The organism is Microbacterium sp. NPDC089186 (genome assembly GCF_040685115.1).
GTDB classification, from domain to species: domain Bacteria; phylum Actinomycetota; class Actinomycetes; order Actinomycetales; family Microbacteriaceae; genus Microbacterium; species Microbacterium galbum.
On the sequence record NZ_JBFBHJ010000003.1, the window covers coordinates 714,313 to 735,372 of the forward strand.

A 21,060-nucleotide genomic window follows, 5' to 3' on the forward strand; every position below is an offset into this window, starting at 1 on the left:
CTCCGCGATCCGCCCACGCTCCGCGATCCGCCTCTGCGGGTCAGTCGCCCAGGCTCAGCAATCTGCCTCCCCTCAGCCCGACTCACGGCCCTCCAACTGACCGAGCGCAGATCGCCGACGCTACAACCCCCACGAGGCCCCCGCCAGGAATCTGCGCACGCTCAGCAATCTGCCTCCCCTCGGCCCGGACGACGGCCCCGCGACGGAGCGTGCGTACATCGCGGAGGGGACGACCCCGGAGCCGGTGACGATCGCCGCCGAGGTCGGCCCGGGACGACGCGACCCGTCGCCGACGTCAGTCCGGGACGACGGTCGCGACGAAGCCGGCATCCTCGAGCGTCTTGATGACCAGCGCGCGGTGCTCGGCGCCGCGGGTCTCGACGCTCAGCTGCAGGATCACCTCGCTGATCTGCAGCCCCTGCCCGTGCCGCGTGTGCAGCACCTCGATGACATTCGCCCCCACCTGCGCGAGGAGCTCCGAGACGCGGGCCAGCTGGCCCGGGCGGTCGGGAAGCGGAATGCGCAGCGACATATAGCGACCGGATGCCGACAGCCCGTGCGCCACGACGCGCTGCAGCAGCAGCGGGTCGATGTTGCCGCCCGAGAGGATCGTGACCGTGGGACCGCTCGCCCTGACCTTGCCCGCGAGGATCGCCGCGACACCCACGGCGCCGGCCGGCTCGACCACCTGCTTGGCGCGCTCGAGCAGCACGAGCAGTGCGCGGGCGATGTCGTCCTCGGTTACCGTGACGACCTCGTCCACATACTGCCGGATGAGCTCGAAGGGAAGGTCGCCCGGCCGCGCGACGGCGATGCCGTCGGCGATGGTCGGGGTGGTCTCGACCTGCATCGGGTACCCGGCGGCGAGGGAGGACGGGTAGGCGGCGGAGTTGTGCGCCTGGACGCCGATGACGCGCACCTGGCGCCCCTCCGCGGCCGCCCGCGCTTTGACCGCCGCCGCGACACCCGCGGCCAGCCCGCCGCCGCCGATACCGACGATGACGGTCTCGAGGTCGGGCATGTCCTCGACCAGCTCGAGCCCCAACGTCCCCTGCCCCACCACGATGTCGCGGTGGTCGAACGGGTGGATGAGCACCGCGCCGGTGCGCTCGGCGAATTCCGCGGCCAGGCGGAGCGGGGTCTCGACCGTCGCCCCCTCGAGGATCACCTCGGCGCCGTAGCCGCGCGTCGCGAGGAGCTTAGGCACGGGTACACCCAGGGGCATGAAGATCGTCGCCGCGATCCCGAGCTGCTGCGCCGCCAGAGCGACACCCTGAGCGTGGTTGCCGGCCGACGCGGCCACGACTCCACGGGCGCGCTCCTCGGCCGTCAGGCGCGACAGCCGGTATGTCGCCCCGCGGATCTTGAACGAGCCGGTGCGCTGCAGGTTCTCGAGCTTGAGGTTGACGGGCACGCCGAGCAGGTCGGTCAGGTGAAGCGACTCGTCGAGGGGCGTGCGCGTGATGATGCCGCGCAGAGCCTGCGCGGCATCCTCGAACTCGGCCAGGGTGGGAGTGTCGTTCATGATCTCCTTCCGCGCTCACGCGGGACGGTCTGCCAGATGAGATCTCGGGATGCCAGGGCCTGCCCGTCGTGCTGCCAGGCCTTCGAGCTGAGGTAAACGGCGACGACGTTGACGAAGGCCGCGAGGGGCACGGCGAACAGGGCACCGGCGATCCCGCCGATCATCGCGCCGCCGGCGACGACGAGCACGACGGCGAGAGGATGCACCTTGACCGCGGAGCCCATGAGGATCGGCTGCAGCACGTGGCTCTCGATCTGCTGGACGCCCAGGACGACGATCAGCATGAACAACGCGACGAGCGGACCGTTGTAGACGAGGGCGATGAACACCGCCAGGGCCCCGGTGGCCACAGCTCCCACGAACGGGATGAACGCGCCCAGGAACACGAGCACGCCGATCGGGATCGAGAGCGGGACACCGAGGAGGAACGCGCCGAGCCCGATGCCGATCGCATCGATGGTGGCCACGAGCAACTGCGTGCGGGCATAGCTCTTGACGGTCCGCCAGCCCGCGCGACCCGCGCCGTCGACCGCCGGTCGGGCGACACGGGGGAACAGGCGCGTGGTCCACCGCCAGATCCCCCCGCCGTCGGCGAGCAGGCACAGCAGGATGAACAGGGTCAGCAGCACTCCCGTGCCGACGTGGCCGAGAGTCGTCCCGATGGCGAGGGCGCCCGTCCACAGCACCTCGGCCTGCTGCTGCAGGAAGGTACCGGCCTGCCGCAGACCGTCGTCGATCTGCTGCGCGCTCAGGTGCAGGGGCCCGTCGATCAGGTACTGCCGGAACTGCGAGACGGCGTCGACCGTGCGCTCCCGGACCGACCCGAACTCGCGCGTGATCTGCCAGACGGCCAGCCAGACGAGTCCGGAGATGAGGGCGATGGTGCCGAGCACCGTCACGACGATGGCGAGCCACTTGGGCCACCGGTGCCGCAGGAGGAAGGAGAACGCGGGCCACACCAGCGCGGTCACCAGGATCGCCACGAGCAGGGGCACCACGAGGAGCTTCAGCTGGATGACGAGGAAGATCACGACGCCGAGAGCGGCGGCGATCACGAGCAACCGCCAGGCGTACGCGGTGGCCTGACGAAGCGCCGGAGGGACCGGGGGCTGAAGGTCGCTCGAGACGGTGCGCCGCTTGAGGGCGTCGAGGAACGATCCGCGGGGTTCGGGATCGGTTCCACTCATCCCGTCAGCCTACCGCCGCGCACCCCCGGCGAACGCTGGATGTCGGAGGCGGTGGATACGGTGAAAGGCATGACCACGACGCTCCGTCGCGCCGATGCGCGCCGCATCGCCCTCGCCGCCCAGGGCTTCGCGAGACCGCGGCCCGAGACGGTCGGCACGCGCCAGATCACAGCGACCCTGCGTCGCATGCGCATCCTGCAGATCGACTCCGTCAACGTCTTCTCCCGCTCGCACTACATGCCGTTGTTCGCGCGCCTCGGCGCCTACGACACGGCCCTCCTCGACGCCCTCGCCTTCTCGCGCCGCCCGCGCTGGGTGGAGTCGTGGGCGCACGTGGCATCCCTCGTCTCCGCGGACGACTGGCCGCTCCTGCAGTTCCGCCGCGACGACCTGCGCCGCAAGTACGGCGACGACGCGTGGGCGCGGGCCAACGAGCCCCTCCTGCAGTGGTTGCGCGACGAACTCGCCGAGCGGGGGCCGCTGCGGCCCGCGCAGATCGATCACGACGCCCGCAGTGGCTCTCGCGGGTCGTGGTGGGGCTGGGACGACGTCAAGAACGGCCTCGAGCGCCTGTGGCTGTTCGGCGAGGTGGCCATCGCGGGGCGCCGCGGATTCGAGCGTCGGTACGCTCTGGCATCCGACGTGCTGCCTGCGGCCGCGCTCGAGACGCCCGTGCCCCGGGCCGATGCCATCCGCGAGCTCGTTCGGAGGGCGGCGGCGGCCTACGGCGTGGCGACGGCGTCCGACCTGGCCGACTACTGGCGCATCCGCGATCGGCCGGCGGTCACGGCAGCCATCCACGACCTCGTCGACGCGGGCGAGCTCCAGCCCGTGCAGGTCGAGGGATGGTCCGTCGCAGGCCGCCCCGCCAAGGCATGGCTGCATCGCGACGCGGCACGGCCCCGCACGGTCGACGCCACCGCGCTGCTCACGCCGTTCGACCCCGTCGTGTGGTTCCGCGATCGTGCCGAGCGCCTCTTCGATTTCGATTACCGCATCGAGATCTACACCCCGGCACCGAAGCGCCGGTTCGGCTATTACTCGCTTCCGGTGCTCGTCGGCGACGACGTCGTGGGCCGCCTCGACCTCAAAGCCGACCGCGGGGCGAATACCCTGCGGGTGCAATCGGCGTGGTGGGAGCACGGTGTCTCCCCGGATGCCGCGGAACGCGTCGCCGCCGAGCTGCGCACCGCCGCGCGATGGCAGGGCCTGGAGCGGGTGACGGTGTCGCGATGGGGAGACGCCGCCGATGCGATCGCCGGCGCGCTCTCGGCCGAGCGGCACGAGCACCCCGACGGGCGCTCCACGTGAGATGCGCCCCCTCCGTCGAGCGGAGAGGGCGCATCTGCGAGAAGGTCAGAACTGCACGCGAGGCGGCTCGGAGATGGCCGCGCCGTCGATGACCTCGAAGAACTCACGCTCGTGGAAACCGAGCTGACGGGCGAAGAGGTTGTTCGGGAACACCTTGATCTTGGTGTTGAGCTCGCGAACACCGCCGTTGTAGAACCGGCGAGAGGCCTGGATCTTGTCTTCGGTGTCGACGATGGCCTGCTGCAGCTTGAGGAAGTTCTGGCTCGCCTGCAGCTGCGGGTAGGCCTCGGCCACGGCGAACAGCGACTTCAGCGCCTGCTGCATGTGGCCCTCGGCGACACCCGCCTCGGCGGGGCTCTCGACGTTCAGCGTCTCGGCGCGGGCGCGGGTGACGTTCTCGAAGACCGCCTTCTCGTGCGCCGCATAGCCCTTCACCGTCTCGATGAGGTTGGGCAGCAGATCGGCGCGACGCTTGAGCTGTACCGTGATGTCACTCCACGCTTCGTCGACGCGCACGTTGAGCGAGACGAGGGCGTTGTAGGTGGCCCACAGGTAGATGCCGGCGATGACCAGGATGCCGACGATCACGATGACCGGTACGAGCCACTCCCACATAAGTCCCCACACTCCGTTCGAGAGATTGCCCTTCAGTGTAACTGCGGGCCGGTCGGCGTGACGGAGCCGGGCGGCGACTCCCAGCGGATGCGATGGATGCCGTACCCCCGGTGGGACTCGAACCCACACTGAAGCGATTTTAAGTCGCCTGCCTCTGCCATTGGGCTACGGGGGCCCGGCTCCCACCGTAGCGCGGGGCGGCAGCGTGGCCGTCGTCCCGCGGACCGCGGCCTTCACCTGCGAACCCCGGATGCCGCGACCCGGCGCGCCCGTCACGACGTCCGCAGAAGGGCCTCGCCCCGAACCTCCCGCGGCGCGAGCCGGCGGCGACCTCTCACGCGGAGACCCCCGCACCCACACGGGGCACGGGGGTCTCGAAATCGATGACGTTACTTCGCCGCGACGGGCTCGGCCTTCTTCTCGGCCGGGGCCGGGGCGTCGGCCGCGGGAGCCGCCGGGCGCGGACGTGCCGCGAACTCCTCGAACGCCGCGCGGGGCTTCTGCACGGCCTCGAGCGACACGACCTCACGGCCGTGGACGAAGTTCTGCATCCAGTCGCCGATCACGCGGAACTTGCGCTCCCACGTGGGCATGGCCAGACCGTGGTAACCGCGGTGGGCGAACCAGGCGATCAGACCGGTCAGGGCGATGTTGCCCGACTGGAACGCGCCGTTGTACAGGCCCAGACCGGCGACGGCGCCGAGGTTCTTGTGGTTGTACTGCTTGGGCTCCTCACCGCGCAGCACGGCCACGAGGTTCTTCGCCATCAGTTTGCCCTGACGCACCGCGTGCTGCGCGTTGGGAACGCAGAACCCGCCGACGCCGCCACCCGACAGGTCGGGAACGGCCGAGACGTCACCGGCGGCCCAGGCACCCTCGACGATCTCCTCGTCGGTGCCGACGCGCAGGTCGGGACGGGTGCGGATGCGACCGCGCTCCTCCACGGGGAGGTCGCTGCCGCGCACCACCGTGGGGTTCGCCATGACGCCCGCGGTCCAGATGATGAGGTCGGTGGGCAGCTGCTCACCGGTGGACAGCTCGATGACGCCGTCCACGGCGCCCTTGACCTGCGTGTCGAGGTGCACGAAGGCACCCTTCTTCGCGAGGTCGGCGAGCACCCACTCGCTCGTCTTCTGCGACACCTCGGGCATGATGCGGCCCATGGCCTCGATGAGGTGGAAGTGCGTGTCGTCGAACGACAGCGTGGGGTACTGCTTCAGCAGCGACGACGCGTAGGCGCGCAGCTCGGCGAACACCTCGATGCCGGCGAACCCGCCACCGACGACGACGACCGTCAGAAGGCGGTCGCGCTCGGGACCGGCGGGCAGCACCGATGCCTTGTCGAAGTTCGACGTGAGGCGGTCGCGGATGGCCACGGCCTCTTCGATGGTCTTGAGACCGATGGCGTTGTCGGCGATGCCGGGGATCGGGAACGTGCGCGAGACGGCACCGGCGGTCACGACGATCTGGTCGTAGCCCTGCTCGAAGGTCTCGTCGCCCGCGATCGGGGTGATCGTGGCGGTCTTGGTCGCGTGGGAGATGCCCGTGACCTTGCCCGCTATGACGGTGGTGCGCTTGAGGTGGCGGCGCAGGCCGACCACGACGTGGCGCGGCTCGATCTCGCCGGCGGCCACCTCGGGAAGGAACGGTTGGTACGTCATGTACGGCAGCGGGTCGACGAGCGTGACTTCGGCCTCGTTGCGCCCGAGGAGCTTCTCGAGCTTCCAGGCGGTGTAGAAACCTGCGTAGCCCCCACCGACGATGAGGATTCTGGGCACGGTAGTGGTCACGATGGGAGGGACTCCTCGTTTGTGGTGCGGCTCGGCTCGCGGGAGGTGCGCGCCTGTCGGATTCGCCGGGCAGCAGCACTGACGCCGAGCGCAATCATTATAGCGGCCAGCGTGGCACCCCCGAGCGGCAGCGATCCGTAGAGCACGCTATCGCGTGAAGGCAGCAGAGGCGAACCGGCCTCGGGTGCGGATTCCACCGGCGGCAGAGCGGGGATCTCGACAGGGCTCGCCGTCGGTTCGGGCGCCGGCTCCGCGTCGGCGCGACGGTAGAGGCGGATCCATTCCTTCAGACTGCCCAGCGGGTTCTCGCTGACGGTATCGACCCTCGCCGACACCGCGCCGGCGGCATCCACCAGTCCGTAGCCGTACAGCTTGTCGGGAACGCTCGTCGCCCCGGCCGCGGGCTTCGCGGTCTGGATCAGCCGGTTGAGCACGTTGTTTGCGTCGAGGTCGGGGTGGGCCGAGCGCACCAGCGCGGCGATGCCCGCGACGATCGGCGCCGCCCCGCTCGTCCCGTTCCAGCCGACGAGGGTGCCGTCGGAGGAGACGCCGATGAGCCGCTCGCTGGGGGCGGACAGCCCGATCGTGATGCCCTGGGTGGAGGCGCTGCTGCTCGCGGTGCCGTTCGGGTCGACGCCGCCCACCGCGAGGACGCCCGGGATGGTCGCCGGGGCGCCCACGCGGTCGGTGCCACTCCCCCGGTTGCCTGCGGCGACGACCACGACCACGTCGTGATCGAAGGCGTACTCGAACGCGGTGTCCCAACTGGTGTCCCAGTCGAGGGTGTTGGTGGTCAGCGAGAGGTTGATGACGGTCGCGCCGTTGTCGACCGCCCACGTCATCGCCTCGGCGATCTGCTCCGAGAACGGCTTCGTGCTCGACGCGCCGAATCCGACCGAGATCGACAGCAGCTCGGCCTCGGGCGCCACGCCGATCATGCCGCGTCCGTTGCCCGTGCCGCGCGCCGCGGCGAGCGAGGCGACCCAGCTGCCGTGGTTGGCATCCACCGCTCCCACCGGCGTGCGCCCGTCGGACGCACCCACGCCGGAGACGTCGGTGCCGCCGGCCACCGCGCCGGTGAACTCGGCGGGGCCGCGGGCGATCCCGGTGTCGATGATGGCGATCTTCTGCCCCGCGCCGCGGGTGGTCTTCCAGGCCTCCCGCACGCCGTACTGGTCGAGCCAGTACTCCGACGCGCGCACCGAGTCGGTGGGGTCTTCCGGCACCGGGCCCTGTGTCGCCGCGGGAGACGCCGTCGCACCGGTCATCACCGCCATCAGGATGACGGATGCCACGGCTGCGACGACGCGCTTCATCCGCCGGCCCCGGGGCTTTCGCAGACGCAGCGATCGGGCGACCAGGTGCCGCGCTCGAGAGCCCGGTCCCCGATCGGATTGACGCCCGGGCCAGCCGCCAGGGCGTGCCCGGCGAGAGCGTGCAGGCACTTCACGCGTGTCGGCATCCCCCCCGCCGAGATGCCCGCGATCTCCTCGGGCTCGCCGTACGCCGCACGGTCGCGCAGGTAGGCCTCGTGCGCGAGACGGTAGTCCTGCTGCAACTCCTCGTCGGAGGCGAGTTCGTCGGAGAACTCCTTCATCACGTGGCCGGCCTCGAGCACCGACATCGCCGCGGTCGCTGCGGGGTGCGTCAGGTAGTAGAAGGTCGGGAACGGGCTGCCGTCGTCGAGCCGCGGCGAGGTCGCCACCACGGTCGGATTGCCGCACACGCATCGCGCGGCGATGCCGATGACCCCGCGCGGAACACGGCCGAGCTGCGCCTGCAGAACGGCGAGGTCGGCGTCGGAAGCGGGGGGAAGAGGTGCGGTAGTCATCCCTGACAGGGTACCCGGCGTGTCCGACACCGCGCCCGGTGCCGGCGGCGCCCCGCGCGGCGGCTGCTGGACCCGGCATCCGGGGGCGACCGAGGGGCGGTCAGCCGGCCGGCGGCTCGGTCGGGGCGGGGTCGGGCACGCCGATCTGCAGCGACGGGACGGCCACCTGCGCCGCACCGGACGCAGCCACCGAGCGCACGAGCTGCGCCATCCAGTCGGTGCGCGTCTGCCCGACGTCTTCGCTGACGTCGGCCTGCTCCTGGGGTGTCGCCGAGGCGGGCAGATCGTTGTCGATCAGGTAGACGACCTCGCCGGGGAAGGTGTACCCCAGCCGCTCACGCGCCTGGGTGCGGATGTACGCCGGGTCCGACCACCGCTCGCGCTGCGTCTGCAGGTCGGCGACCTCCGACTGGCTGAGGGCGACGGCGCTGCGCAGTGCCTGGATCTGCTGGCGCTGGTCCATGTACGTGCCGACGGTGGGCACGAGCACGAAGGTGCCCAGCACGACCAGACCCAGCATGATGACGACGAAACCCGAGATGCGCACCTTCCCGAGCCACTCGCGCACGTCGACGCGCGGTCCGCCCGCCGACCGGGGCGGGGCCGTCGGGCGCCGCGAGGCGGTCGGATCGGGCTGGCGGCGCGGCGCCTTCTTCCCGGCGGGCGGCCGGGGGGCGGTCGTCTTGCGGGGAGGCAGTGTCGGTCGGTCCACGTCCATCCCCTCTCATCCGCCGGTGCACGCATGCCCGGACCGCAGGCGAGTCTACGTCGGCGGTCTCGGCGTTCCCGGTGGGCCACGCCGCGTGCTCGGTGGCCGGTGCCACGGGGTCGGCCCCCGCCGCGCGCCACCTGAAGCGGATGCCACGGGGTCGGGCTCGCGAACGCGGCCCCACCCCGCGGCGCGACATGGTCGTCGCCGGAAACGACGAAGGAGGGGGAGCCCGTGGGCTCCCCCTCCTCGGATGTCAGACGCTCAGCCCTTGAAACGGGGGAACGCCGAGCGGCCCGCGAAGACCGCGGCGTCGCCGAGGTCTTCCTCGATGCGCAGCAGCTGGTTGTACTTCGCGACGCGCTCGCTGCGCGCCGGGGCACCGGTCTTGATCTGGCCGGCGTTCACAGCGACCGCGAGGTCGGCGATCGTGGTGTCCTCGGTCTCGCCCGAGCGGTGCGAGAGCATCGAGGTGTAGCCCGAGCGGGTCGCCAGCGAGATCGCGTCGAGCGTCTCGGACAGCGTGCCGATCTGGTTCACCTTGACCAGCAGCGAGTTGGCGACACCGAGGTCGATGCCCTGCTGCAGGCGCTTGGGGTTGGTGACGAACAGGTCGTCGCCGACGAGCTGAACCTTGGAGCCGATGGCATCCGTCAGCTTCTTCCAGCCGTCCCAGTCGTCTTCGGCGAGGGCGTCCTCGATCGTGACGATCGGGAAGTTCGCGACGAGGTCGGCGAAGTAGTCGACGAGCGTGTCGACGCTCCACTCCTTGCCCTCGACGGTGTACACGCCGTCCTTGTAGAACTCGGTGGCGGCGACGTCGAGTCCGACGGCGATGTCCTTGCCGGGGGTGAAGCCGGCCTTCTCGATCGCACGGATGAGGAAGTCGAGGCCCTCGCGGTTGCTGGGCAGGTCGGGGGCGAAGCCGCCCTCGTCGCCGAGACCGGTGTTGTAGCCCGCGGACTTCAGCTCGCCCTTCAGGACGTGGTAGACCTCGGTGCCCCAGCGCAGCGACTCGCCGTAGGTGTCGGCGCCGATGGGCGCGAGGAAGAACTCCTGGAAGTCGATGCCGTTGTCGGCGTGCTCGCCGCCGTTGATGACGTTGAACAGCGGGACGGGCAGCAGGTGCGCGTTCGGTCCGCCGAGGTAGCGGAACAGCGGAAGGTCGGCGCTGTCGGCGGCGGCCTTGGCCACGGCGAGCGAGACGCCCAGGATGGCGTTGGCGCCGGTGCGCGACTTGTTGTCGGTGCCGTCGGTCTCGATGAGGATCTCGTCGATGATGCGCTGCTCGCTGGCCTCGACGCCCTCGATGGCGGGGCCGAGCTCGTCGACGACCGCGGCGACGGCCTTGAGCACGCCCTTGCCGCTGTAGCGGCTCTTGTCGCCGTCGCGCAGTTCGTAGGCCTCGAACGCGCCGGTGGACGCGCCGGAGGGGACGGCCGCCCGCTGGACGATTCCGTCGTCGAGGAGCACCTCCACCTCGACGGTCGGGTTACCGCGCGAATCCAGGATCTCGCGCGCGTTGACAGCCTCGATAAGTGCCACGAAGGACTCCTCGTTGGTTCTTGGGTGGAAGAGGGTGGAGCGTCGTCGGTCCACCGTCGAGTCTAGTGACCCGTCCCGCCGGGCGTGGGGTCGACGATGATCGCCACCGCGATCCCGTCCCACCCCTTGCGATCGAGGGTCTGCAACGCCGTCGCGTCGAAGCGCGGGTCGCTTCCGAGCATCTCGACGCCCCGACGAGCACCCTGCACCTTCGAGTCGGCGGTCCCGGCATCCGCCACCTCTCCCCCGCGCACGACGTTGTCGAGCACGACGACCGTGCCGGGGCGGCCCAGGCGCGCCGCCCAGTCGAGGTATTTGGTGTTCGACTCCTTGTCGGCGTCGATGAAGACGAGGTCGAAGGGGTCTCCCCCGTCGAGAGTCGGCAGCACGTCGGTGCCGCGACCGAGCAGGATGTCGACGCGCCCGGCCACTCCCGCCCGCTCCAGGTTCGCCCGCGCGACGGCGGCGTTGGCCGGTTCGGCCTCGATCGTCACGACGCGCCCGTACGCCCCCACGGCCCGGGCGAGCCAGATGGTGGAGTATCCGCCGAGGGTGCCGATCTCGAGCACGCGGCGAGCGCCCGCGATACGCGCGAGCAGGTGCAGGAACTTCGCGTTCACCGGCGCGACCTCGATGGCGGGCATGCCGGCGTCGTGCTGTGCGCGCAGCGCCGCGTCCAGCGCGGGGTCGGAGCCGACGAGCGTCTCGGTCAGGAACGCATCGACGTCGTCGGAGGTGGGCACCCCTCCACCCTGGCGCGGCGGAGGGTGCGGGTCAACGCTCGCCGCGGAGGTGCGCGCGGGTCATCTCGTCGTACTCCTCGTCGGTGAGGTCGTCGAAGCCCTTCGCCTCGACGCGGTCCGACCGCATCCATCGGATCATGAGGATGACGAGGATCGGCACGTCGGCGAACTCGGCGACGAACCAGATCATGTCGCCCGCGAGGTGCTGGTCGTGCAGCAGCGACGGCCACCACGACACCGCCTGCGCGGCATCCGGGACGAGATCAAGCACCGAGTCGTTCAGGCGCATCAGCAGCCCCGGCACCGAGTCGATGAGCAGCTCGACGAACGCGAGCAGGAACTCGATCGCGATGAACGTGCCCGTGTGGACCGCGCCGAGCGCCATCATGGGCAGCACCATCGCCGACCCCACGAGCGGCACGACGACGCCGAGAGATGCCTGCACGAGGGGATTCACGCGCAGGATGCCGGCCACCGGCGTGAGGAAGAGGCAGAACACCGCGGCGATGACGACGGTGGCCACCATCGCGTTGCCGAAGACGCGCGTGACCCGTGCGGCCAGGAGGCGCTCGCGCACACCCCGGGGGACGAGGTCGAGCGGGCGTCCGGCGGCGATCCCGGCGGGGACGGCGAAGATCAGCAGCGCGATGCGGGTCGAGAACGCCCACCGCAGCTGCCCCGAGTACACGCCGAGGAATCCGAGCTCGATCACGGCGTACGGCAGCAGCCCGAGGGCGAAGAAGCCGATCGTGCGCCGGAGCGGCCAGGGCTCTCCCCGGCGACGCGACCGCCGCACGGCGAGCAGATAGGCCGTGGATGCCACGAGCAGCACGCCGAGCGTGAGGGGATCGGCGCGCCAGGTGCGGAGGAAGACATCGACGGGAGGCGTGAGGGAACGCTAGGCCGAGCAGCTATGCGGGAGCCGGGACCCGGTCCCCCGCAGCCCTCAGCGCTCCGCCCTGACCACGACCGGCGCGACCTCCAGCGCCGCCAGGACCGCCGGCAGCAGCGCCTCCGCGGTACGGCGGTACCCCAGGGCGCTCGGGTGGAAGCGGTCGACGCTGAACATCTCGTCGGGACGCTCGGCGAAGACCGGTCCCACCGCTCTCGCCAGCGCGACGACGCGACCTCCGGACCGGTGCACGGCCGCGGCCTGCGCGGCGGCCAGCTGCCGCGACGATCGCGCGGCCAGCGCCCGGAGCGGCTGCGGGATCGCCCGCAGCGTGCCGAGGTCGGGGCAGGTGCCCACGACGACCGGGATCCCGCTCCCCCGGAGCGCGCGCACGATCTCCTCGAGCTGCCCCGCGGAGCGGGAGGCCGGGATGCGGTGCGTCACGTCGTTCCCGCCGACCACGATGACCGCGGCATCCGGACGGTACCCCTCGGGCAGCGCCGCGAGCTGTCCGACCAACGCCGAGGTCTCCGACCCCACGACCGCCTCGGTCCGCAACCGCACCGGTCGCCCGGCCGCGCGGGCGATGCCCTTGGCCAGACGCGCCCCGAGGGTGTCGCGCCGATGTGCGGCGCCCAAGCCGGCCGCGATCGAGTCGCCGAGCAGCAGCAGCTCGACCGGGGCCCCCGGGTGCTTCTTGCGTCGCCAGACCCGGTCGGCGTCGAGCGCCTGCTCCCCCAGTGGTTTGCCGATGCGGCGCCGTGCGATCGCCGCCTGGCGGGCGATGAGGGTGCGCAGCCCCACGGCCCCGGCGCCCAGCAACGCGATCGCGGAGGCGGCGGTCACGGTCACCGGACGACGCATGCTCCGATGAGACCGGCCCGCGGTGAACGGCCGGTGGACACACCGTGACGGCGCGGCGACGGCGGGCTCCCGGCATCCTGGGTCTTCTCCGGATGCCGAACCGATTCAGCCGGCGACGCGAGCGCCCCGCGCCCGCAGCACGAGGGCGAGAGCCAGCACCGCCACCGCGAGACCGATGTCGAGCGCGAGACCGGCGAGGAGTTCGTCGCGGCCGGCCGCGCCGGTGAAGGTCACGACACCCCCGATGACGATGACGCCGAACGACAGCGCGAGTTGCTGGGCGGTGCTGAACATTCCACCCGACAGCCCCGCCGCCTCGACGGGCACTTCGCGCACGACGAGCTGCGTGAGCGGCGAGAAGATGAGCGCCTGACCGACGCCGAGCAGCACGAGCGCCGGCTGCAGCCACAGCCCGATGTCGCTGCCCCACGCGACGCCGAGGGTCGCCGCCATCGCGATGAGGGCGACGATCTGCACGCTGACCCCGAGCACGAGCGTCGCGTCGCCCAGTCGGCTCTGCACCCGCGCGACCGCGAGCGACATGGCCGCGAACACCACGGCGAACGGCAGCAGCGCGAGCCCCGCCTGCAGGGAGCTGAGCCCGCCGGCCTCGACCGCGCGCGGGAAGACGTAGAGCAGAGCCGAGTAGCCGGCGAAGAACAGCGCGGCCGCGAGCAGGCCCAGCTGCAAGGGACGCAGGCGCAGCACGCTCGGCGGAAGCAGCGGCACGCGCCCCGACCGCTCGATGCCGTTCTGGTGCCGCCACATCGCCACGAGGGCGACGGCGGCGACGACGAGGGCGATCGCGACGGGCCACGACCAGTTCCACACCGGCCCGAAGGTGAAGGCGAGCGAGGCCGCCAGGATGCCGACGGCGAGCGCCGCGGTGCCGACGAGGTCGATCGCGACCACCTCGTGCGAGCGGGAGCGGGGGGCGAGGGGCGCGAACGAGATCGCCGCGACCGCGATGAGGGCGACGACGACGAACACCGCACGCCAGCCTTCGACGGGACCGAACGACAGGGCCGCGAGCGCACCACCGGCCACCTGCCCCACGGCGGCGCCGATCCCGCCGCTCGCCCCGAAGGCGGCGATCGCGCGGGTGCGCGCCGCTCCGCGCGACGTCGCCTGGATGGTGCCGAGGACCTGGGGCGTGCACAGCGCCGCCCCCACGCCCTGCATAACTCGGGCGGCGATGAGCGTCTCGATGGAGGGCGCGAGGGCGCAGGCGATCGCCGACACCAGGAACAGCCCCATCCCGAGCGTATAGAGGCGGTGGCGCCCGAAGCGGTCCCCGAGTCTCCCGCCGAGGATCAGCAGGACCGCGAACGGGATGCCGTACGCCGCGATGACGAGCTCGAGGGCGACGTCGCCGGCCCCGAACCGCTCGCGGAGCGTGGGGAGGATCACGGTGACGGCGTTGAAGGCGAACGTGCCGGCACCGGGGCCGAGCAGGAAACCGAGGTAGCGCCAGGTCGGCACGTCGTCGGCCTGGGGGCGGATCGGCGTCGGGGCGCTGCCGGTCGCCGGTTGTGCGGAGGTGGTCATGGTGCCAGCATGGAGCGCGTCGCATCCTGGTACCAGGAGCCCGCTCATCCTGGTACTGCCACCACTCCTCACGGGGCGGATGCAGGACGTAGGCGGTTCTAGGATCGCCGGAGGAGGATGCCATGACACGGTCCGACGATGTCCGCGCGGAATTCGCCGCGTTCCTGCGGAGCCGCCGCGCGCGCCTGCGCCCCGCCGACGTCGGCCTGCCCGACGGGACGCGCCGCCGGGTCGCGGGGCTGCGCCGCGAAGAGGTCGCGCAGCTCGCCGGGGTGGGGCTGACCTGGTACACCTGGCTCGAGCAGGGGCGCCCGATCGCCGCCTCGGCCCAGGTGGTGACGGCGATCGCCCGCGCGCTGCTGCTCAGCGACGACGAGCGCGACCACCTCTTCGACCTGGCCGACCTCCCCCTCCCCGACCGCGCGACGCGGACGTGCGTCGGGCAGACCCACCTCGACCTGCTCGAGAAGCTCCTGCCCTACCCCGCCGCGGTGCAGACCGCGCGCTTCGACATCCGCGCGTTCAACCGTTCCTACCGCTACCTCTTCGACGACCTGGACGACCTGCCCGTCGACCGCCGCAACTGCGCCGTCCTGCTCTTCACCGATCCGGCGTGGCAGCGCGCCCACGTCGACCTCGACCACGCGCAGCGACGAATCGCCGCGCGCCTGCGAACCGCCTACGGCCGCCACCACGACGAGGCGTCGTGGCAGCGCTTCGTGGCCGAACTCGAGGCGATGTCGCCGCGCTTCGGTGAGCTGTGGCGATTGGGCGACGTGGGCGGGGAGCGAAACGCCCTCAAGCATTTGCTCCACCCCCGCGTCGGCGAGCTGCACCTCGAGATGTCGAGCCTGTGGATCGACGAGGCACTCGGCTCCCGCGTGGTGTGGTTCTCCCCTCGGGATGCCGCGACCGCCGAGCGCCTCGAACGGCTCGCCGCGGAGCGTCCGAGCGAGGCTCTGGTCAGCGTGGCGGCGTGAGGTCCCGGCGCGGCGCCGACCTCGGCCGCCCCGGCGACCCGAGCCTCACGACAGGGGCTTGAGCTCCAGCGACTCCACCGTGGTGTCGGACCCCACGGAGGCGAACGCGGTGTACCCGTCGGCCGCCGACCGCTCCAGCAGGGCCTTCATGTTCTTCACCCGCTGCTCGAGACGCACGCGCGCCCCGTCGGCGATGAGGCGGCCCTTCAGCGCGACCAGCCGATCGAGCGGAACGTCCCGGTCGTGCACGAGCACGACGGAGCGATCCCCGTCGGCCTCGTCGTCGGGCAGCAGGTCGACGATGCGTTCGAAGCCGATCGAGAAGCCCACCGCCGGCACCTGCTGGCCGAGGAACCGGCCGATCATGCCGTCGTAGCGGCCGCCGCCGCCGAGCGAGTAGTCGACGCTCGGGTGCGCGAGCTCGAAGATCGTGCCCGTGTAGTAGCCCATGCCGCGCACGAGGAACGGGTCGAACACGAGCGGAGCGTCCGCACCGCGGGCGGCTGCCACCGTCTCCCCCAGGGCGACGAGGTGGGCGATGACCTCGTCCGGGATGCCGTCGGGCAGGGCCGCGCGGATCCCCGCGTCGTCGAAGGTCGGCGCACCCGCCGGCCGATCGAGGTACGCCGCGAGGGCGTCCACGGCCGCGGGGGTCGCCGCGCGCTCGCGCAGCTCGGCGATGACGCCCGAGGGGCCGACCTTGTCGAGCTTGTCGATCGTGATGAGCACCCCGGGGCGCTCGTCGGGGGCGAAGCCGAAGACGTCCAGCATCGCGTCGAGCACGCGTCGGTCGTTCACGCGGATCGATCCGCCCTCGAGGCCGAGCGCGTCGAGCACGTCGAGGCTCGCGATCATGAGCTCCGCCTCGGCGCGCGCGGACGCGTCGCCGATGATGTCGATGTCGCACTGCAGGAATTGGCGGTAGCGCCCCTTCTGCGGACGCTCGGCCCTCCAGACGGGAGCCATCTGGATCGCGCGGAACACCGTCGGCAGCTGCGCACGGTTCGTCGCGTAGAAGCGTGCCAGCGGAACCGTGAGGTCGTAGCGCAGGCCCAGGTCGGCCAGCGCCGCCGGGTCGTCGGCCGCGGCGCGGATGCCCTCGGCATCCATCCCCCGCTTCAGGATGCTGAACGACAGCTTCTCGTTATCGCCCCCGAGACCGGCGTGCAGACGCGAGTACTCCTCCATGACGGGCGTCTCGATCTCGTCGAAGCCGTGCGCACGGTAGCGCTCGCGGATGACGGCGAGCACGCGCTCGCGACGGGCCTTGTCAGCGGGGAGGAAGTCGCGCATGCCGCGCGGCGGGTTCACGGATGCCACGGTCCCATTGTTCCAGGCTCGCGCGCGGTCGAACGCTCCACCGAGACCGCATGCACGTGCCGAGACCGTAGGCGGATGTCATCCTGCGCCTGCGGTGTCGTCAACCGGCCGCGGTCTCGGCGGCCTGCACGTCGGCCCGAACGGTGCGCAGGCGCTCGCGCAATGCGCGCTCGGCGTCCCAGCCGCGCTCCCGCGCGAGCTGGACGAGGGCGAGCAGGGCGTCACCGAGCTCGGCCTCGGAGGCGGGGTCGGCGAGTCGGTGATGCGGGGCGGGAACCCCGACCTGCGCGGCCTTGCCGATCACCTTCTGCGCGAGGCTGAGCGAGGGCATGTGATCGCTGACACCGTCCAGCACGCTCGTACGCTCGCGCTTCTCGGCCGCCTTCGCCGCGTTCCAGTGCACGAGCACCTCTTCGGGCGTGGATGCCACGGCGCCCGCGAAGACATGGGGATGCCGCCGCACCATCTTCTCGGTCAGACCGCGCGCCACGTCGTCGATGTCGAAGGGGTCGTCGAGGTCGCCCGCCGCGATCTCCGCGTGGAACAGCACCTGCCAGAGCAGATCGCCGAGCTCCTCCCGCAGGTCGGCGCGCGTGCCCGCCTCGACGGCGTCGATGACCTCGGCACTCTCCTCGACGAGATAGGGCACGAGGTCGCGGTGGTCGATCTGCTGCGTCCACACGCACCGTTCGCGCACGGCGTGCATCGTCCGGGCGGCTTCTCGCAGGGCGTCGTCGCTCACGGTGTCTCCCTCCGCGGCCCCCGACGGGCCCGCTGTCGACGAGTATGCCCCGCGGAACTCTCGCGCGGCGCGCTCCTCCCCCGTTTCGTGGCCGTCGCGGTCGAGGCGGGGCCCACGCAGCCCCGCGCGAGGTCGTCGATATCGACGTGACCGGAAAGACGGATGCCGATCCCGGAACGGGCCGAAATCCTGCGGCCCTCGCCACCCGTAGCCGGATATTGTCCGGAATACGCCGTGCGAGACCGCGGCCCCGCGTCACACGTGATCTGCGCGCAACAGGACGCGGATAATCTGGGGCGTGTGCGTGAACTGACCCCGACCGAGGCGATCGACCTCGTGGGCCGCTTCGAAGCCGGCCAGGAACTGCCCGAACAGATGCGCGCCGACGTGCGCCTGCTCGGATCGCTCCTCGGCCGCGTCCTTCAGGAGAGCGGCTCCCCCGGACTGTACGACGACGTCGAGCGGCTGCGCACGGCGACGATCCAGGCCTACACCGATGAGACGCCCGAAGCGTTCGAGCGGGCGGCGGCCATCGCCGACGGCTTGTCGATCGAGCGTGCCGACGAAGTGGCACGCGCCTTCACGGCGTACTTCCACCTCGTCAACCTCGTCGAGGAGCACCAGCGCGTGCGCGTGCTGCGCGAGCGCGGCGATCGCCCGTCGCGCTCCGGCACCCCCGACACGATTGCGACGGCTTTCGAGCGTCTCGCCGGCGAGGTCGGCGAAGAGACAGCGCTCGCGCGCCTGCAGGCCCTGCGCTTCCACCCCGTCTTCACCGCGCACCCCACCGAGGCCCGCCGCCGAGCGATCTCGACCAGCATCCGCCGCCTGTCCGAACTGCTCGCCGAGCACGACGACGCCGCCGGCAACGACAGCGAGAGCCGCCGTGCCGAGCGTCGCATGCTCGAGGAGATCGACACCCTGTGGCGCACCGCCCCGCTGCGGCGCGAGAAGCCGTCACCGGTCGACGAGGTGCGCTCGGTCATGGCCGTCTTCGACGAGACGCTCTACACCGCGGTCCCGCGCGTGTACCGCCGTATCGACGACATCCTCCAGGGCGAGAACGCCGGCGCCCGCGCGCCGATCGTGAAGCCCTTCGTGCGCGTCGGCTCCTGGGTCGGCGGCGACCGTGACGGCAACCCGTTCGTCACGGCATCCGTCACCCGCAAGGCGGCCGCGATCGCCAGCGAACACGTGCTCCTGGGCCTTGAGCGCACCACACAGCGCGTGGGACGGGGATTGACCCTGGATGCCGAGACCACTGCGCCCAGTGACGCCCTCGTCGCCCTGTGGCACCGTCTGCGCGCCGCCGACGAAGACGCCGCAGCGGAGATCGCCGAGCGCTCACCCGACGAGCCGCACCGGCGCATCCTGCTGCTGCTCGCGCGGAAGATCGCCGCGACCCGCACGCGGAACGCCGACCTCGCCTACCGCGACCCGGAGCACCTGCTCACCGACCTTCGGACCGTACAGGACTCGCTCGTCGCCGCGGGTGCCGCGCGTCAGGCGTACGGCGCTCTGCAGCGCCTGGTGTGGCAGGTCGAGACCTACGGCTTCCACCTCACCGAACTCGAGGTGCGCCAGCACTCGGCGGTCCACCGCAAGGTGCTCGACGAACTGCGCGCGGGCGGTGCCCGCAGTGAGCAGGCCGACGAGGTCCTCGAGGTGTTCCGCTCGATCGCCTACGTGCAGGAGCGCTTCGGCCCCCGCGCCGCCGGCCGATACATCGTGTCGTTCACGCAGTCGGCGGAAGACCTCGCGAACGTGCACGAGCTCGCCTCCTACGCGATGGGGCCGGGCGAAGCCCTGCCCGTGCTCGACGTCATCCCGCTGTTCGAGACTTTCGCCGACCTGCAGGCGGCCCCCGGCATCCTCGCCGAGATCGTCTCGCACCCCTCGTTCGTGAGCCGCCTGGATGCCACCGGCCGCCGCCTCGAGGTCATGCTCGGCTACTCCGACTCGTCGAAGGACGTCGGACCCGTCGCCGCCAACCTCGCGCTGTACGAGGCCCAGGCCGAGATCTCGACATGGGCCGAGGCCGAGGGGATCGAGCTCACCCTCTTCCACGGTCGCGGCGGAGCGCTCGGGCGCGGCGGAGGACCGGCGAACTCCGCGATCCTCGCGCAGCCCCCGCACTCGGTCGACGGCCGCTTCAAGCTCACCGAGCAGGGCGAGGTCATCTTCGCACGCTACGGCGACCCCGACATCGCCATGCGCCACATCGACCAGGTCGCGGCGGCCGTGCTCACGGCGTCCTCCCCCTCCATCGAACGCCGCAACCGCGGGGCGGCGGACGCCTTCGCCGACGTCGCGAAGAAGATGGACGTCGCCTCGCGCGAGCGGTTCTTCGCGCTGGTGAAGGCTCCGGGCTTCGCGCCGTGGTTCGCGACGGTCACGCCGATGGAGGAGCTGGGGCACCTCGCGCTGGGCTCGCGGCCCGCCCGTCGCGGTCTCTCGGTGGAGTCGCTGGAAGACCTCCGAGCGATCCCGTGGGTGTTCTCCTGGACGCAGGCGCGTATCAACCTCGCCGGTTGGTTCGGCCTGGGCACGGCGCTCGACGCCGTCGGCGACGAGCAGCGTCTGCGAGAGGCGTACGAGCAGTGGCCGCTGTTCCGCACGATGATCGACAACGTCGCGATGAGTCTCGCGAAGGCCGACGAACGCATCGCCCGGCGCTACCTCGCCCTCGGTGACCGCGACGACCTCGCCGACCTCGTCATGGACGAGATGCTGCTCACCCGCTCCTGGGTTGAACGGATCACCGGCGGCGACCTGCTGGGGAACAAGCCGATCCTGCAGCGGGCCGTCAAGATGCGCAGTCCGTACGTCGACGCACTGTCGCTCCTGCAGCTGCGCGCACTGCGCGCCCTGCGGGACGTCGATGCCGAGAACCCGACTCCGGATGCCGAGCACCAGCGCCTACTCCTCCTCTCGGTGAGCGGTGTCGCGGCCGGCCTTCAGAACACCGGCTGAACCGCTCCACCCCCCGCGATGCGTCGACTCCTCACCCGGGGTCGGCGCATCGTCGTTTTCCGGGGGCGTCGATGCGCACACGACCTTCGGTGGCGTCGATACCCACACGACCGCGCGAGCACGACGACGCCACAACGACGGCTCGACGACGTCGAGCGACGACGTCGAGCGACGGCGTCGCGCTGAACGTGCGGTTCTGAACCCAGGTGTGCGAAGGCATGCCGCGTCCGCGGGCTGTTGCCACGCACAGCGTGACCGCGCGCCGACGTACACCAAACGGGTCGCTCCGCGGGTACGGCGAAGCGCCGGTACGCGTCCCCCTCCGATACCAAAAGGAAGGGGGGGTGCGTACCGGCGCTGTCACCGTACGGGCGGAGAATGTGCCCGTACATGCGAAATGGCCACCCAGCGTTGGGTGGCCATTTCGTTAAAGGAAGTCCGGCGGTGTCCTACTCTCCCACAGGGTCCCCCCTGCAGTACCATCG

General features: G+C 71.4%; 17 protein-coding genes and 1 tRNA gene. 3 read left to right on the forward strand and 15 right to left on the reverse strand.

Annotated elements, in window-relative coordinates; all coding sequences use genetic code 11:
• Nucleotides 1-295 precede the first annotated feature (295 nt).
• Together ilvA and AB0N82_RS13690 are read right to left on the reverse strand one after the other, a co-directional pair.
• The gene (gene ilvA / locus AB0N82_RS13685; protein ID WP_363392254.1) at nucleotides 296-1,525 is read right to left on the reverse strand and encodes a threonine ammonia-lyase; all 1,230 of its coding nucleotides are present in this window, start codon (nucleotides 1,523-1,525) and stop codon (nucleotides 296-298) included.
• The gene (locus tag AB0N82_RS13690) at nucleotides 1,522-2,712 is read right to left on the reverse strand and encodes an AI-2E family transporter (protein ID WP_315995294.1); all 1,191 of its coding nucleotides are present in this window, start codon (nucleotides 2,710-2,712) and stop codon (nucleotides 1,522-1,524) included. Before AB0N82_RS13690 ends, ilvA begins: the two co-directional genes overlap by 4 nt.
• Before the next feature lie 69 nt (nucleotides 2,713-2,781).
• Here AB0N82_RS13690 and AB0N82_RS13695 point away from each other — a divergent pair, with 69 nt between their 5' ends.
• Nucleotides 2,782-4,023, forward strand: coding sequence for a crosslink repair DNA glycosylase YcaQ family protein (locus AB0N82_RS13695; protein WP_363392256.1), 1,242 nt, complete (start codon nucleotides 2,782-2,784; stop codon nucleotides 4,021-4,023).
• Between the two features lie 45 nt (nucleotides 4,024-4,068).
• Here the strand turns inward: AB0N82_RS13695 and AB0N82_RS13700 are convergent, their stop codons facing one another.
• The 11 genes from AB0N82_RS13700 to AB0N82_RS13750 all read right to left on the reverse strand — a co-directional run bounded on the left by AB0N82_RS13700 (nucleotide 4,069) and on the right by AB0N82_RS13750 (nucleotide 14,560).
• Nucleotides 4,069-4,638, reverse strand: a complete 570-nt coding sequence (locus tag AB0N82_RS13700; protein WP_315995292.1) for a LemA family protein — start codon at nucleotides 4,636-4,638, stop codon at nucleotides 4,069-4,071.
• Between the two features lie 102 nt (nucleotides 4,639-4,740).
• A tRNA-Leu gene (locus AB0N82_RS13705) sits at nucleotides 4,741-4,813 on the reverse strand.
• Between the two features lie 214 nt (nucleotides 4,814-5,027).
• Complete coding sequence (locus AB0N82_RS13710; protein ID WP_315995291.1) at nucleotides 5,028-6,428, reverse strand: FAD-dependent oxidoreductase; 1,401 nt, start codon at nucleotides 6,426-6,428, stop codon at nucleotides 5,028-5,030.
• Nucleotides 6,425-7,744 (reverse strand): S8 family serine peptidase, encoded by a 1,320-nt coding sequence (locus tag AB0N82_RS13715; protein ID WP_363392259.1) that lies wholly within the window; start codon nucleotides 7,742-7,744, stop codon nucleotides 6,425-6,427. Before AB0N82_RS13715 ends, AB0N82_RS13710 begins: the two co-directional genes overlap by 4 nt.
• On the reverse strand, nucleotides 7,741-8,259 hold the full coding sequence (locus AB0N82_RS13720; protein WP_315995289.1) for a DUF501 domain-containing protein: 519 nt from the start codon (nucleotides 8,257-8,259) through the stop codon (nucleotides 7,741-7,743). The genes AB0N82_RS13715 and AB0N82_RS13720 overlap by 4 nt, the downstream gene beginning before the upstream one ends.
• 100 nt (nucleotides 8,260-8,359) lie before the next feature.
• Nucleotides 8,360-8,977, reverse strand: coding sequence for a septum formation initiator family protein (locus tag AB0N82_RS13725; RefSeq protein WP_363392261.1), 618 nt, complete (start codon nucleotides 8,975-8,977; stop codon nucleotides 8,360-8,362).
• A 255-nt stretch (nucleotides 8,978-9,232) separates the two neighbouring features.
• On the reverse strand, nucleotides 9,233-10,513 hold the full coding sequence (gene eno / locus AB0N82_RS13730; RefSeq protein WP_315995287.1) for a phosphopyruvate hydratase: 1,281 nt from the start codon (nucleotides 10,511-10,513) through the stop codon (nucleotides 9,233-9,235).
• 62 nt (nucleotides 10,514-10,575) lie between these two features.
• Nucleotides 10,576-11,256, reverse strand: a complete 681-nt coding sequence (locus AB0N82_RS13735) for an O-methyltransferase (RefSeq protein WP_363392263.1) — start codon at nucleotides 11,254-11,256, stop codon at nucleotides 10,576-10,578.
• A gap of 31 nt (nucleotides 11,257-11,287) precedes the next feature.
• Complete coding sequence (locus AB0N82_RS13740; RefSeq protein ID WP_363392265.1) at nucleotides 11,288-12,079, reverse strand: cytochrome c oxidase assembly protein; 792 nt, start codon at nucleotides 12,077-12,079, stop codon at nucleotides 11,288-11,290.
• Nucleotides 12,080-12,202: 123 nt separating this feature from the next.
• Complete coding sequence (locus AB0N82_RS13745) at nucleotides 12,203-13,012, reverse strand: SGNH/GDSL hydrolase family protein (protein WP_363392267.1); 810 nt, start codon at nucleotides 13,010-13,012, stop codon at nucleotides 12,203-12,205.
• Between the two features lie 105 nt (nucleotides 13,013-13,117).
• Nucleotides 13,118-14,560 (reverse strand): MFS transporter, encoded by a 1,443-nt coding sequence (locus AB0N82_RS13750; protein ID WP_363392269.1) that lies wholly within the window; start codon nucleotides 14,558-14,560, stop codon nucleotides 13,118-13,120.
• A gap of 122 nt (nucleotides 14,561-14,682) precedes the next feature.
• On the opposite strand from AB0N82_RS13750, the gene AB0N82_RS13755 reads away from it, so the two are divergent.
• Entirely contained in the window at nucleotides 14,683-15,540 is an 858-nt protein-coding gene (locus AB0N82_RS13755; RefSeq protein ID WP_363392271.1) for a helix-turn-helix transcriptional regulator, read from the forward strand.
• Nucleotides 15,541-15,585: 45 nt separating this feature from the next.
• Here the strand turns inward: AB0N82_RS13755 and hisS are convergent, their stop codons facing one another.
• On the reverse strand, nucleotides 15,586-16,833 hold the full coding sequence (gene hisS / locus AB0N82_RS13760; RefSeq protein WP_363392297.1) for a histidine--tRNA ligase: 1,248 nt from the start codon (nucleotides 16,831-16,833) through the stop codon (nucleotides 15,586-15,588).
• Nucleotides 16,834-16,960: 127 nt separating this feature from the next.
• Nucleotides 16,961-17,566, reverse strand: a complete 606-nt coding sequence (locus AB0N82_RS13765) for a MazG family protein (protein WP_363392299.1) — start codon at nucleotides 17,564-17,566, stop codon at nucleotides 16,961-16,963.
• 336 nt (nucleotides 17,567-17,902) lie between these two features.
• Between AB0N82_RS13765 and AB0N82_RS13770 the strand changes: the two genes are divergently transcribed.
• Nucleotides 17,903-20,575 (forward strand): phosphoenolpyruvate carboxylase, encoded by a 2,673-nt coding sequence (locus tag AB0N82_RS13770; protein WP_363392273.1) that lies wholly within the window; start codon nucleotides 17,903-17,905, stop codon nucleotides 20,573-20,575.
• Nucleotides 20,576-21,060 lie beyond the last annotated feature (485 nt).

Bases quoted from the DNA above. Each gene is read 5' to 3' on its own strand.
- AB0N82_RS13725 (WP_363392261.1), bottom strand. From the start codon at position 8,977: ATGGACGTGGACCGACCGACACTGCCTCCCCGCAAGACGACCGCCCCC.
- AB0N82_RS13720 (WP_315995289.1), bottom strand. From the start codon at position 8,259: ATGACTACCGCACCTCTTCCCCCCGCTTCCGACGCCGACCTCGCCGTT.
- AB0N82_RS13695 (WP_363392256.1), top strand. From the start codon at position 2,782: ATGACCACGACGCTCCGTCGCGCCGATGCGCGCCGCATCGCCCTCGCC.
- hisS (WP_363392297.1), bottom strand. From the start codon at position 16,833: ATGCGCGACTTCCTCCCCGCTGACAAGGCCCGTCGCGAGCGCGTGCTC.
- AB0N82_RS13690 (WP_315995294.1), bottom strand. From the start codon at position 2,712: ATGAGTGGAACCGATCCCGAACCCCGCGGATCGTTCCTCGACGCCCTC.
- AB0N82_RS13700 (WP_315995292.1), bottom strand. From the start codon at position 4,638: ATGTGGGAGTGGCTCGTACCGGTCATCGTGATCGTCGGCATCCTGGTC.
- AB0N82_RS13765 (WP_363392299.1), bottom strand. From the start codon at position 17,566: ATGCACGCCGTGCGCGAACGGTGCGTGTGGACGCAGCAGATCGACCAC.
- AB0N82_RS13750 (WP_363392269.1), bottom strand. From the start codon at position 14,560: ATGACCACCTCCGCACAACCGGCGACCGGCAGCGCCCCGACGCCGATC.
- AB0N82_RS13755 (WP_363392271.1), top strand. From the start codon at position 14,683: ATGACACGGTCCGACGATGTCCGCGCGGAATTCGCCGCGTTCCTGCGG.
- AB0N82_RS13715 (WP_363392259.1), bottom strand. From the start codon at position 7,744: ATGAAGCGCGTCGTCGCAGCCGTGGCATCCGTCATCCTGATGGCGGTG.
- ilvA (WP_363392254.1), bottom strand. From the start codon at position 1,525: ATGAACGACACTCCCACCCTGGCCGAGTTCGAGGATGCCGCGCAGGCT.
- AB0N82_RS13745 (WP_363392267.1), bottom strand. From the start codon at position 13,012: ATGCGTCGTCCGGTGACCGTGACCGCCGCCTCCGCGATCGCGTTGCTG.